This is a genomic window from Pedobacter sp. BMA (genome assembly GCF_001027745.1).
In the GTDB taxonomy this organism is placed as follows: domain Bacteria; phylum Bacteroidota; class Bacteroidia; order Sphingobacteriales; family Sphingobacteriaceae; genus Pedobacter.
In genome coordinates, this window is sequence record NZ_LECU01000004.1 from 644,451 (window position 1) to 657,917 (window position 13,467).

At 40.1% G+C, this 13,467-nt stretch carries 9 protein-coding genes; all 9 read right to left on the reverse strand.

Going from position 1 to position 13,467, the window contains the following annotated elements; genetic code table 11:
* Positions 1 to 56: 56 nt before the first annotated feature.
* From AB669_RS21510 to AB669_RS08980, 9 genes are read right to left on the reverse strand one after another with little or no spacing between them, the layout of a single operon-like run.
* Positions 57 to 902, reverse strand: coding sequence for a PKD domain-containing protein (locus tag AB669_RS21510; RefSeq protein WP_053058341.1), 846 nt, complete (start codon positions 900 to 902; stop codon positions 57 to 59).
* 12 nt (positions 903 to 914) lie between these two features.
* The gene (locus AB669_RS08945; RefSeq protein ID WP_047798913.1) at positions 915 to 2,354 is read right to left on the reverse strand and encodes a PA14 domain-containing protein; all 1,440 of its coding nucleotides are present in this window, start codon (positions 2,352 to 2,354) and stop codon (positions 915 to 917) included.
* A 28-nt stretch (positions 2,355 to 2,382) separates the two neighbouring features.
* Positions 2,383 to 4,077 (reverse strand): alkaline phosphatase family protein, encoded by a 1,695-nt coding sequence (locus AB669_RS08950; RefSeq protein ID WP_197082380.1) that lies wholly within the window; start codon positions 4,075 to 4,077, stop codon positions 2,383 to 2,385.
* Positions 4,078 to 4,116: 39 nt separating this feature from the next.
* Positions 4,117 to 5,736 carry a DUF5008 domain-containing protein gene (locus tag AB669_RS08955; protein ID WP_047798915.1) on the reverse strand — a complete coding sequence of 540 codons (1,620 nt, stop codon included), beginning with the start codon at positions 5,734 to 5,736 and terminating at the stop codon, positions 4,117 to 4,119.
* A gap of 28 nt (positions 5,737 to 5,764) precedes the next feature.
* Positions 5,765 to 6,490: a hypothetical protein gene (locus AB669_RS08960; protein ID WP_053058342.1), complete on the reverse strand. Its 726-nt coding sequence runs from the start codon at positions 6,488 to 6,490 to the stop codon at positions 5,765 to 5,767.
* Positions 6,491 to 6,511: 21 nt separating this feature from the next.
* Positions 6,512 to 8,044: a RagB/SusD family nutrient uptake outer membrane protein gene (locus tag AB669_RS08965; RefSeq protein WP_047798916.1), complete on the reverse strand. Its 1,533-nt coding sequence runs from the start codon at positions 8,042 to 8,044 to the stop codon at positions 6,512 to 6,514.
* Positions 8,045 to 8,056: 12 nt separating this feature from the next.
* A complete protein-coding gene (locus tag AB669_RS08970) occupies positions 8,057 to 11,206 on the reverse strand; it encodes a SusC/RagA family TonB-linked outer membrane protein (protein ID WP_047798917.1) in 3,150 nt (1,049 codons plus the stop codon).
* 23 nt (positions 11,207 to 11,229) lie between these two features.
* Positions 11,230 to 12,351, reverse strand: a complete 1,122-nt coding sequence (locus AB669_RS08975; protein WP_053058343.1) for a DUF5007 domain-containing protein — start codon at positions 12,349 to 12,351, stop codon at positions 11,230 to 11,232.
* A gap of 3 nt (positions 12,352 to 12,354) precedes the next feature.
* The gene (locus AB669_RS08980; protein ID WP_231582651.1) at positions 12,355 to 13,464 is read right to left on the reverse strand and encodes a fasciclin domain-containing protein; all 1,110 of its coding nucleotides are present in this window, start codon (positions 13,462 to 13,464) and stop codon (positions 12,355 to 12,357) included.
* Between the last annotated feature and the right edge of the window lie 3 nt (positions 13,465 to 13,467).

Sequence of the window (13,467 nt, forward strand, 5' to 3'; positions counted from 1 at the left end):
CATGAGGTTTTATGCCCCATGTATTTCCAAACTTGCATGTAAAACCAGAGCGTTAACTAGGGTTGTTTTTTATTAATGGTCCATTCCGATAGCTGAAATACCCTTGCAGATCTGGTCTGTTTAATGTAAAGACGGTAGAACTTATAGGCAACATAGTTGTCAAAATGAAATAGTTTCGTTTGATTTCTGCTTGTTCCAGTATTTGTATTTTCCCAAGGGCAAGAAGTTACTGTATGTAAATCCCGATATTGAATACCATCCGTTGAACCCTGCAAAATCCAGTATTTAGGATCACGGTCTGCTGCATCATTACCTGAGGTTAATGTATAGGCTCCCACAACCTGCGGAGTTCTTAACTCAAATGTACATCGCTGAGTGCCATCGAATCCTGCTTGTAAAAATTTAGTTTTCGTATCACCATCCACTAGCTTCTTGGATCCCTCACCACTATCCGGACCAGCCCCGGCCTCTAAATTTACTGAAAATATGCCTCCAATGGTCTGAATATAATTTTCTCCACAAATAGAATAGTTTATTGTTGGGTCAACCACTGTAATATCGATTTCTTTAACAGCGGTATACCCTTGTCCGTTTCGGGCAGTTAAAACTACGTGATACTTCCCTGGAAACCGGTAAACATGCTTGGGTGAAACTTCAACTGATGTGCTGTCATCACCAAATTGCCATAGAAGCGATTTATAATTTTGCGGTGTTGCATTAAATTTAACTTCCAGGAACTTGGTGGGGTCTGGCAGGGCATAATCAAAAGCCACAACTGGTTTTGGTTCTTCAATCTCCTGAATAATTTCCACTGCCTCATCTTTTTTACATTTAACGGTTAACAACACAATGAGCAGCAATAGCGAAAATACGCTGAACAATTTTTTTATATTATTTTTCATATCTGTCAATTTTTAAGGCGTAGGAAATAGTTGACTTTTTGGTATAACACGTTTGCTTAAAACATTGGGCACTTCAATTTCCAGGTAAGCTTGCTGACCACCGACATTTTCTCTGTGGTGAGCTTCTATCCTATATCTTTTGCCCCGTTCAAGAAATATGGTCCCTTTTCTGGTATCCTTATCCCATTGGGTAGTATAGTCGTTGACCAAAGCAACACCATTCACGTATAATCTCGAACCATCATCCCAGCGTGTTTGGTAAAAGGTATAGGTTCCACGAACCGGAGCCAGGAATTCGCCTGTCCATCTGCTTGCGAAGTTGTCGCGACTTAAAGAAACGTTTGCACTGTTCTTAACGCCATCAGGCCATCCATCGCCACTAAAGTTGATACTCTCATCGATTCTGGTGACGAAAGGCGCTCTTCCATCATCTGGATCTAACTGATAATTGGTATAGTACTTTGCAATTAAACCGGTACCATTACCGGTGATATAAGAGTTGTTATCCAGATTCACACTGGGATCAACTACCACAATTATTTTGCTCTTAGTTGGGTGTATAACATGATTCGTAGATTGCTTGATACTTAGCGCAAAGGCAAACCTTTTGTTCGCACTAATGTTGGCATCGAAAACTGGCCATGGTATAGATAAACGTACCGTTGCACTTGATGCTCCGGTTGCAAAACGCACTAAAGTGTCCAACGCAAAGTCACTTGCTGCAAGGTGAATCGAATTTGACGGAATGGTGCCTGCTCGAGCTAATGTAGCAATGGTGTCCACGTTGTCTTTAATACTGATATTAAAGGCACCGGTTGGTGTATTTTCTAAACTTACCACCAGCGGAATAGTTACCCCTGCAGGACCGATAATATAATTTGACCCCTGTACAACATTGAAAACCCCACCACCGTTTAAAGTGAGGTAATGAATATCTGTTGCCTTAAGTAAATCAGCGGTATTAATAACAACCAATATCGTCGATTTTCCGGAAGCTATTTTATTTCCTTTTCCGGGCGCTGAAAGCTTTAAAGCAAATACAACTTTTTTACCAAAATATTTTTCAAGAGCGGCTCGTCTAACCGTAGCAATTCCTTCACCATTATCAGCTCCGTAAGCTACATTGATAACGTTCGGATATTCAACTGACCCTGTAGGCATCAACACTGCATTGGTCAGGGTTCCGTTGTTGATTAACTGGGTTACCGTATCATTATTTAAAGTTAACCCCACCTGAAAGGCTTCTTCAGCGACACCAGATAATGATATTTTAAATGGAACCTTTACGAACTGGTTATCGATGCTCACATTACCTATAGAGATTCCTTCACCTGTAATACTTCTTGTTGCTGCATCAGGCTGTTTTAAATCCTCTATTTGAGATTCTTTACAGGAGTAGAATACCACCATGGTGGTGAATACTACCAAAACGGAGTATATAATTTTTTTCATTGTTGATATATTAATTATCAAATATTACTTACTGATCCAACCAAACTCTACCATCAAGTCCCCAGGTTTGCCTGTTGGCGATTTTTAGCCAATTGAGTATCTGGGAAGGAATGTCTGACGTTTGCGGAACTAATACGGCCAGTGTGCCTGCATCTGGAGGACAGATTAAATCGTTGAAATTTTCCCAGGTAAACGCACCTATAAGAGTAAAATCATGAGCCTGTGAGGAAAGATCTGCCATTTTATTGCCGTTACCGTCAGTTGCCGGCCAGTAACCCACTAAATAGTTATAGGATGGGTGACTCTGGTCAATCGATGTTTCGCAAGCATAGTTACCAATTACTCCATCAGGAACACTGAGTTTAAAAAATCTGATATCAGTTACATAAAAATCTGGAACACCATGACCTGATCCATTTAAAAATCCGAGTTTTAACGGGTTTGAGTTAGCCAAAGAACCTGAAGCAGTAATTTCAACCTCATTATTATAAACACCATTGGTGTAAGTTCGTATAAAACGTTGATTTCCCCTTTGCTCCAGTTTTACCGAAAGATTTTCCCATCTGCCTTTTCTAATATCACCGCCGCGGCATTGCTTGTAATCGCTGTCTTTAGTACCGCGCCACTCAAAATACCAATACCCTTCTTCAAGATATATTACCCAGCCTACACTAGGATGTCCACTTGACCATTCATTTCTTTTGCCTAAAACACTGGGCCACCTGAATATATCCTGGTTCTTTTTGACTTTAAGTTCTATAGTCATTTTAGTGGTATCATCAATATTGTAAACCGCAGCATCTGCCCCTGCAATTTCAGCCCTTGGTTCTTCTCCAACAAACTTGATGGATTTCCCCAGGTAGCGGTTTCCAGTAAAGGGTTTCACGATAATCCTTTTTTGATAGGTAGGGCTATAATAAATGATAAATGCATTATTAGCAGGCTTGCTGAAAATGGTTTGGTCATCTGAATTAGCAGGCAATGCGTACGCTCCACCATCGCTTGAAGCGATAACAACTAGCCAGTCTTCGTTAATATAATTAGCGCGTTTTTTCAGCGCTGCTAATATCTCTCCTACGGTCGAATCAAATTTCTCAATCGCAGTTTTATAGGCTGGAAAGGAGTTATCATAGCCAACAGAAGCTCCTGCTTTTTCAACGTCAGTAAAATGACCTAAAATAACGGAAGCGGTGTCTGTTTTGAGTTGGTTGATCACAGCAGCTTTAACCGCGTCGTCATTAGTTAATAAACTGTTAATAGTTGCATCAGCAGTAAGCTTTTGGAACACCGACGAAGATGTGTATGAGGCTATCTTTGTACTTGATCTGTTGTCCTTTATCCGTTTAAAAACTGCCGGATAATTCTGTAGATTATTGTTTGTTAGATCATTGTTAGTCACCATGTGCTTTGCTTTCTTCACACCAGTAAGCATACTGGCCCAGTTGGAGGCATCCAAGGTTACCTCTGGTTCATTAAGGCCAACCCAACTATAGATAGCATTTGGGAGTAGGGCTGTAATGTTCGGAATGTTTGCAGTTGACACAGACTGGCCTCTTGCTCCATCAACAACTAAGTACAAAACCTTCCGATTTCCATACCTGACATTTGTGGTATCTGTCCCATCTTTCTCGGTAAGAGTTCTATCGAAATCTTTATTACAGGAAAATATTGCAATGGTCATCATTGTGGCCATAAGGCCGAACAATAATTTATATTTTTTCATCTTGCTCATCTTTTATATTTGATTAGGCTTCTGTTCCAGTTATTCAATAGTCATTCTGATAATATTATTATAGGGCTGGTTATCAAAGCGATTAAAACCACCAATCAGCAATAATGCTTTCTTACCATCGGCCGATTTAGTTTCAATCACATCAGATAATCCGCCATTGAAAGGGCCGGTAGTATTATAACCAGGAGCAAGCGCTCCTGCAGCGGTGAGAATCATAAATCCATTTCTGGTGATGTTATCATACTTTCTGAAATCGCCCCCCACAACAATTAAACCTGTAGAAAGCTGCCGGGCAAAGTATGGATATCCCCCTTCATAGGCTTTTGCACTGAACGATTCATCTAATGATCCGTCCTCGTTCAATAATGCAATACCATTTGCTGGTTTACCGTTATATTGAGTGAAAGTCCCGGTAATTAAATATTTCCTGGTGGTAGCATTATAAGTTAAAGACCCAATACCGTTGTTGGCACCAGTGCCTGGATTAAACGATGGATCTTTAGCTCCTGCAGCTGTTAAGCGCAATATTCTTACAGCAGGCTGATCATCAAAAGTGCTGAAATTACCCCATACCATTAGCTTTTCAAAGTTTGTAGCATCAGTGTGCATATAAGTATCAATAGGTCCGTTTGCACTAACACCTCCTTTGTTGGTCGCTGTGTTGAAACGGAAAGTTTTATCCAGCGATCCGTCTAAGTTAAAACGTAGGATTTGCCTGATATCCGTACTATCCATAATCACGGTGTCTCTGGTATTATCATAATTCGCTCTACGGTAATCTCTTTTTACATAGTATCTGAAACTTCCGGTAGCCAAAATTTTGCCTTGATGAGGATAAACACGATTGATGAATGCATTTGTTCCACCGTTGAACTTTGGAAACCATTTATGCGTTGTGGTATCGGTTAATGTGGGTCTGCGTTGTGTGCGGATGTAAACTGTGTCAATAGCTCCATTAGGAAACAAACTGGTGATGTTACTGATGTTTTCTGTGCGCTGGTTATAGCCGCTGAAACCTCCGGCAATGATGAAGCGTCCGCCAATTTCCATCACTCTGGAAAGCGAACCATTGGCTCCGCGTCCGGTTCTGAAGGTTCGGTCATACTCGCCATCCAAAGAAACCCTTGCAATTCTATTTATCGGAGTTACAATTCCCTTATTGTCATAATTGGTAAAAGAGCCTACAACAATTGCCCGGCCATCATTCATTTCATAGAACTGACTTACATATCCGTTTGCTCCCAGGCTCGCCTTCCAGGTGATGTCATTTTTCACCAAACCTGTTACCGTAAATTGCGGCCCTACAACCAATTGATCGCCAATGGCAATGGAAACATTTCCTGTACTGCCGGCTGCGGGCACTTTTACAGTGATTTCTGTAGCTGTTACACTCACAACTTCCGCCTTTTCACCATTAAACATAAAGGTCAGCTGATCTTTAAAAGGCATCAGTCCAGTTGCTTTAATGGTAACAGTCGTTCCCACTATTCCTTCTGCCGGAACAGGTGGCGCTGTCTGACTGATCAAAACTCCGAGCGGCTGTTTGCCTACACCATAAGGCTCTTCTCCAAGTTCTTCTTCCTTTTTACAGCCTTGAATGATCAAGCCAATCAGGAAAAATATCGTAAGAATGTATTTAATTTTTTTCATGTTCAAATTCCTTTAATATTAAACCTTATTATTTGGATGTACTTTGAGTTAAACCAGTAGTGTACACATCATTGAAAAACTCATACAAACTGAAGCCTAAATAAGCTCCGGAATAAGCTAGCGAATGTACAACACCGTTGGTAGGCTTGATATCCGATGATGCAATGTTCACAGAAATCCAGTTGTCGTTGGGTTTCGAGATATCGGGGATATAGGAAAATACCAGGTTTCGGTAACCGATATATCTGATTCCATTCGCATCACCAAAGGAAACTCCAATATTTGACACAGTATTATTGTAATCATAGTATAAAGCTCCGGGATAAATCGATCTCAGCCCCAGGTCAATCTGGGTATAATCTTTCAAACGATTTACTCCTTTAAACATATAACGCTGAAGGTATTTTTTCCAGATTAGCGGTGAGATCTGATCAAGGGTTTTCACCGTATCTTTGCCTGAATAAAACAGTAAATTGTTAAGGCCGTTTGTTCGAACAGTCCCAATCGTCCTTTTAATTACATCATCATCAAAGGCAAAAAAAGTAAAGTCTTCACTACTGAACTGTTTCTCCATCCCTGCAAGTTTTACAATTTGGGCCACGGTATCAAATGGCACTTTTTTAGCCTGCAGGTATTGCAGCATATTCCCCTGATAATCTGGATTTGCTTTGCCACCATCTATATAATACTCATCACGTTTACAGGCGCTCAAGACCAGTAAAAATGCTGCACATATCATTATTAGCTTTTTCATATCTTAATCTTTTCTAATCAATTAATTACCACCATTTACCCAATAGTCATTTAAAACTACGTAAGGGTTATTATTTCTGGCATTCGAATTTAATGGCCATGTCCATGCCCCGCGATTGAATTTATCAGCCGTTAAAACATTATAAGACCATTGGTTACTTAAAATCCTTTTTGTCCGAACCAAATCAAAATAATGGTGCCCTTCACCAATCAATTCTCTCGATCGTTCATAAAAAATGAAATCTTTAAGTGCTGAACCGCCGCCGCCTGAGTATTTTGAGGCCTGGGCACGATCCCTAATCATATTCACCATAGTGATCGCATCCGCATCCTGACCAAGTTCGGCAAGCGCCTCTGCGGCAAGCAGAATTTCGCCACCGTAACGGAAAACCATAAAAGTATTATCTGGATTGGCATTCTCTTCTCCTGTAGCAAATGCATTCTGCGCGTATTTTAATAACATAAACTTTCCGTTATCAGCAAAAATATCCTCGTTAAACCATGCGGTTATCCTTCTGTCGCTTCCATCTTGAAAAAGCTTTTGCATGTACTCTCCACGATAATAAGCAAAGCTCACGCGGTGGGTATATTCCGGCCGCTTATAGGGATAGTGAATAAACATATCAGCAATTGGTGATACACTTGAATTGGCATCTCCATAGTTGATACTTCTGTAAAACTCGAATAAACTTTCATCTGACCTTCCTTTAATTACTGTTGCCCATTCGGAGATCGGCAATAGCCTGAACGCCTTACTTGCAATTAGCTCTTTTCCTAAATCAGCAGTTTCCTGGTAATATTTATTGGCATTTCCCGGATCAAAACCTGCATTCCACATATTCATCTCCATGATTAAAGCAACTATGCTTCCACGGTTTGCCCTCACTCCTTTAATGGATGGGTCAGTATAAGTCCATGCAATATTGTTTTTATGGGTTTTTAAATCGGCAATACATTTATTTAATACTGATACAAAATTCTCCCGTGGAAGGGGTGTAGCATGAAAAGCATCAGTGTAATAGACCACATTACCATAAAGGCGCACCATAATAAAATAGCTCAGTGAGCGGATGAATGCTGCTTCAGCCTTAAATGCATTTTTTTCTGTTTCCGTTACACCCGGAACGCCTTCGTCCAACTTGGCGATTAATATGTTTGCACCCTGAATAGCTTGATAATAAGCCCGCCAGTCAGTAATTGAATTGAAATTGTAATTAATGTCACTCGACCACGGAAAGGAATTATTAAGAACAGTTAACAAATCATTTCTACCCAAATATTCGACAAATGCACGTGCTGGTGCATGGTCCGATTGACTTTCATATTGTACCTCGCCAGACCTGTATTCGCCTGTGGCGCCAATAAAATGTGTTTCGTTGTATTTCCCAAAAACAATTCTCGATAAATCGTAAATGTTTGCAACCACATCTTCCTTAGATTGGAAAAAGTTGTTTCCTGATAATTTATCCAAAGGCTGGATATCAAGAAACTTTTTACACGATGGCAAACAGAATGATGCCACTAAGAGTAATGTATATATAATAACTTTTTTCATAACAATAGTAGATTAGTTGCCTGTATTAAGTTCTAAGTTTAAACCAATATTATAAGTACGTGGAACCGGATACCCCGTGGAAATATCTCTTCCCAGGGTGGTTACGTTTTCCGGATTTGGTCCGCTATATTTAGAGAACGTTATCAGGTTATTTGTAGAGGCATAAATTCTCAATTGATTTAGCCCGAACCGCCTGATCAGTTTCTTATCGAACATGTATGAAAGAGTGACGTTATTGATCTTCAGGTAACTGCCACTTTCTTGCCACAGGGTTTGATCAGCTCTTAAAGGCTGAATCTGATTGTAACGTTTATAATCGTATGGATATGGATATTTTGCCATGTCACCCGGAGCTTTCCAGATATTAAGATCATTTAATGGCACCACTGATGTTTGAGAGAATGGGTCGCGCATAATTGCTATCCTATCTGCGAGAGCATTGTTCAAAATTGTACGGTCTGCAGTATAAACAGCATAGATATTTAATCCCCAGTTCTTATATCTGATATTGGTAGAGATACCTCCTGTAATCAATGGCTGTGAATTGCCGGTGATTTCATAGTCCCTGTCATCTAGAATATAATCGCCGTTAACATCTTTCAGTATTGGATCCCCACCAAGAAAAAACTGTCCGTTCGATTGATATCTCTTTCCGGTAACCGGATCTACAGGCACATCTCCATCAGTTTTATATACCCCCTGATTAATGCGTAAATAGTTTGACAAAGTATTTCTTCCAACGCGGTAAACTACATGCTGTAAATACCCGGAGTCGTCAAAACGAATATCCTGCCCATTATATTCTGAAGGGAGACGAAGCAATACATCCCGGTTAATTGCTCCATTCAAAGAAATTGAGATATCAAGATCTTTTTTTACTACAGGCCTGAAAGTGATCATCACCTCAGTACCATAATTGGCAATAGCAGCGTCATTGCTAGCTAAAATATTAAAGCCTGTAATATTGGATAAGCGGCTTTCATAGAGTAGGTTGTCAACCTTTTTATAATAGGTATCGAAGTTGATTGCTACACGCTCATTGAATAAACCTAAGTCAAAGCCCAGGTTATACTGACTAGTAGTAGTAGGTTTAAGAGATGGATTAGGAATGATGTTATAGTTGATTCCAATCGTAGGGTTATTGTTGAAGTTGCCGTTTAGATTGTAAATCCCGTAGATGCTTTCCAGGTTACCGCTTGGAACAATATTTTGTCCCCAGGTTAATCTTAAACTACCATAAGATAGCCATTTTTTATCTGCTAACCAGTTCTCTTTATTGAAGTTCCATCTCAAACCCACTGAAGGATTTTTAGAATACGGATTATCTAAACCAGTTGACGAGGTACCATCCAGACGATAAGAAAGTTCAGCTACGTATTTTTTGTCATAGTCGTATGAAACGGAACCAGCAAAAGATGCAATAGTAGCATTCCTATAATTCTCTAATACACCTCCCCCTCTGGAGTAATAAGCATCATAACCTACAGGTCCCTGGTATTGGTCGTTAGGCGTTCTTTGCTGTAAAGTAATACCAGCTTGTTTTCCTTGTTTATAAATTTCGTTAAATGTGTTTATAAACAGGTTGTGCTTATCACCGAAGGTTTTAGCATATGTAATACCATTACGGTTATACAACTGGTAGTTTCTACCCACATAATCATAAAGTTTAGAAAACTGGCCATTTGCGGCGGCAGGGGTAAATGTCGATTCTGTATCAGATGTATAATCGTAACTTAATGTTGACGAGGCAGCAAGACCAGGAATGAATTCATAGCGTGCTTCCACATTTGTTCTTAAGTTTCGGGAATTGTTATCATTTAACGTTTGCAATGCAGATAGTACACCTCCTGATGCCTGATAAAATGATGGCGGGGGAAGTAAACTGGATGCCTGGCCATTTTGAGCAACACCTGATTGCAATAACCCTACTCCATTACCTTTATTCTGCTTACCTACTGATCCATTAATGAAACCGAAGAACCTGAACTTGTCGTTGGGTTTGAACTCCATGTTCATGTTAAGGTTGTAACGATCATAACCTGTATTTTTGATTACTCCTTTTTCTGTGTAATAGCCCACGTTCGCCTTGTAGTTAAACTTCGGATCACCACCGTCCAACGCCAGGTTATGACTTTGATTGTAGGTGCTTTGATAGAATACACTTTGCCAATCAGTGGAATTATTCCAGTAAGCATTTAAGCTGTCCGACAAGAATGGAGTGTTGGAAATTCTTCGTATATCATCCACATTTGATGCATTGAGAATGATCTGCTGAATCTTCAATTGTCGCTCGGAGTTACCACCCAAAGTTTCACGAAGTTTTGGCGGGGCATTCACGAAAGCATTGGTTACATATCTTATTCTCGGAACTTTAGAGTTACCTCTTTTGGTGGTAATGATAATAACACCGTAAGCCCCTCTTGACCCGTACATTGCGGTGGCCTGTGCATCTTTTAGAATCTGGATATTCTCAATATCTTCCTGAGGTATGAGCGAGAGTGGGCTCACACCAGGTCCCTGAGTTTGAAAACCGAATTCAGCAGCCTTGTCTGCATCAAGTGGCACGCCATCAATGATGTATAATGGTGAGGTAGGCTGCAAGAAAGATTCATTACCACTGCCTGAAATTGTCAGGCTGGACAAACCACGAACCTGTACAGATCCCCTGAATCCCGGAGCACCAGTGTTATTTTGTATGTTCAATCCTGGCACTTTACCCTGAAGCAGTTGCTCGACGTTTGATACCGGAATATCCTGAACTTCTTTAGCTTGGATTAACACTGAGGAACCGGTCGTTGTCTGTTTCGACCGATTTTGGTATGCCACAATGATTACATCATCAAGTGCAGTACGATCTTCACTGATAGTAACTGTCACATTATTCGAGCCGGTAACTTTATATTTTTGGGTATTGAAACCCAAAAATTTAAATAATAGCGTTGACCCTATTGGTACATTGACAGTAAACTGTCCGCTACCACTTGTTTGTGTCAAACCCTTATTGGTCTCCTCAAGAATTACAGAAACCCCAGGAACTCCTTGTTTGGTTTCCTTATCCACAACCTTACCATTGAGAATCATGGTCTTTTGCTGTGAATAAGCATGAGTACCACAGATTATACATACAATAAGTATGATATAAAAAAGTATATTTCTTTTCATAATAAATAGCGTTAAACGTTACCCTATTCGCTAGCGAATTTTGGATTCTCTGTTTTAAAGTGAAAAACAATTTCCCAGTCTCCTGCCTTGTAGATGGCGAAATCGATACCAAAGTTGGCCACGGTACGACCTCCACCGAAAGCACCCCTTGAATAGCTTAGATTTACCCTTGCTCTGGAGCCACCTGTAGCATAAGAGGTTGGAATTTCAACCAGGGGAATCGGATAGGCTACGTCATACTGAACATACTTATCAGTTTTCTGGAAATTAAATCCATGAATCATTTTATCCCATACAGTCTCATTGAAGAAAGCCGGATTGATCTCAACCAGATCTTTATTTAACACCTTAATTCTAAGCGAATGTCCGTTACCGCCGGAAAACGGACGGATATATACAACCACATCTTTTTTATCGTCGTTACTAACCAGTGCCTGGTTTGACGTTTCGCCAATTACATTGGTTAAAAATGGACGTATATAATCCCTGAGCGTTTTATCTAGAGGAAATTTTGGGTCTGGCGCAGGCAATCCGCTATATAAATTAATATCATTTGAGGGTTCATACGGACGCTCCCGCCATGGTCTGATCTGAAAGTCACGAATCAGTCTTTCCCCGCCCGAATTTTTCACCTTAACATCAAAGAAACGCGTATCCTGCGCAAAATTTGTACTGTCGGTTGGTCGCGGGGAAACCAGTTGATTGGTTGACGACCCCCAAAGAATAAATTCTCCTGAAGGGCGCATCTCAAAAAGCTGATGAGATTCAATTTTTCTTTTGGCTTCGATTTCAGCCAAGGATTTTTCTAAACCTGTATAGGGAGCAGTCCATACATATGTGGGCACCTTCTGAAAGATATCAGTCACTACTCTTCCATCTCCCCAGCGTGGATTTACAATTTCAAAGGTGATTGGCTGAGTAGAGTTATCTCCGTTAAAGCCACCGATTAGATTATTTCTGCCAATAATCGGCTCAAGGATCTTATTGCTAAAGTTTACATTATTACTCAGATAATCTTTCTCATCTGGAAAGTTGTAAAGCTTCTTACAGCCACTTAAGGCAACAAAAATAAACAGTATCAATAGAAGATCTTTTTTAGCAATTAACTTCATAAGTTTTTCTGATTTATTGTTTTCGTAATCCATCTTCTATTTCGTTTTGTTAATGGTCCATTCTGCCAATTGGAATACGCTGCCATTTCTTAACTCGGTAATGTTTATACGGTAGTATAAGTATGGCGTAGTGTTAGTACATCTAAATACCTTTTGTTGATAGCGTTCCTCAAAAAAGAAATTGCTTACCCGATGCAATTCAGTCCAGTTAACGCCGTCATTTGAAGCTTCATAAGTCCATGCTTTGGGATCACGTTCATTTGCATCATTCGCTGAAATCAAAGTATATACAGATGATACATCAGCTGTTTTAAGCTTATAGGTCATCGTTAAAAAACCTTGCAAATCACAAAGAAACTTGGTATGATCGTCGCCGTCAATCACTTTCCTTGAGCTTTCTCCAGCGGTAATCCCTCCGCCGTTTTCACGGTTTGTAGTCAATGTACCACCGATGGTAACCATTAAGTTTGGTGGTGGCGGAACAAATGTTAACCGGGTTACAAACCCATCGAAACCAAACGTATGATCAGGACTAATGACATGCACAATCCCATTTTTGGTTTTGATGTTATTGGATGCTGTAGTACTGGTTGCCCAGTTTCTGATGAACTGACTTCTTTTAGTGTTACTAAATTCAATTACTTCTGGTCCGGCGCCAACCAGTCCGCTTGCTGATGCCCTGATGGATTTAGCATGCATCGGATAGCCAACTTTAACACTGGTTAGGTTTAATCCATCCTGAAGTTTAAGTGAATCTGTAGGTTTTTTTCCTCTGATGATGTAGTAAGAAACCATAGTATCAAGTTGTACCCCATCGATATTCGAGAGAAACAACGGATCTTTATCTGATTGTTTCCTGAGGGTGTTGAGGTTTCTAAAAGCCAGTTGAAAACTTGGATTGGTTACCGCGAATAAAGTAACGTTACTATCAGTTAAGGTTTTCTGCAAACCCATCCGATCAATTGCAACAAGTAGAGAATCATAAACACCAGGCTTGCTTTTCAGGTATTCATAAGTGTTTCCGGTAAATGGTGCTGTAGATTCTTCTGCATCGTAAAAGCCGCCATTCTTTTTACAAGCTGAATAAATTAAGGTGAGCATCAACAACATTGCAGCTGCTCCCACATATTTCATAAAATTCTTCATATA

Coding starts and splice junctions, on each gene's coding strand:
- AB669_RS21510 (WP_053058341.1), bottom strand. CDS start 902: ATGAAAAATAATATAAAAAAATTGTTCAGCGTATTTTCGCTATTGCTG.
- AB669_RS08945 (WP_047798913.1), bottom strand. CDS start 2,354: ATGAAAAAAATTATATACTCCGTTTTGGTAGTATTCACCACCATGGTG.
- AB669_RS08950 (WP_197082380.1), bottom strand. CDS start 4,077: ATGAAAAAATATAAATTATTGTTCGGCCTTATGGCCACAATGATGACC.
- AB669_RS08955 (WP_047798915.1), bottom strand. CDS start 5,736: ATGAAAAAAATTAAATACATTCTTACGATATTTTTCCTGATTGGCTTG.
- AB669_RS08960 (WP_053058342.1), bottom strand. CDS start 6,490: ATGAAAAAGCTAATAATGATATGTGCAGCATTTTTACTGGTCTTGAGC.
- AB669_RS08965 (WP_047798916.1), bottom strand. CDS start 8,044: ATGAAAAAAGTTATTATATATACATTACTCTTAGTGGCATCATTCTGT.
- AB669_RS08970 (WP_047798917.1), bottom strand. CDS start 11,206: ATGAAAAGAAATATACTTTTTTATATCATACTTATTGTATGTATAATC.
- AB669_RS08975 (WP_053058343.1), bottom strand. CDS start 12,351: ATGGATTACGAAAACAATAAATCAGAAAAACTTATGAAGTTAATTGCT.
- AB669_RS08980 (WP_231582651.1), bottom strand. CDS start 13,464: ATGAAGAATTTTATGAAATATGTGGGAGCAGCTGCAATGTTGTTGATG.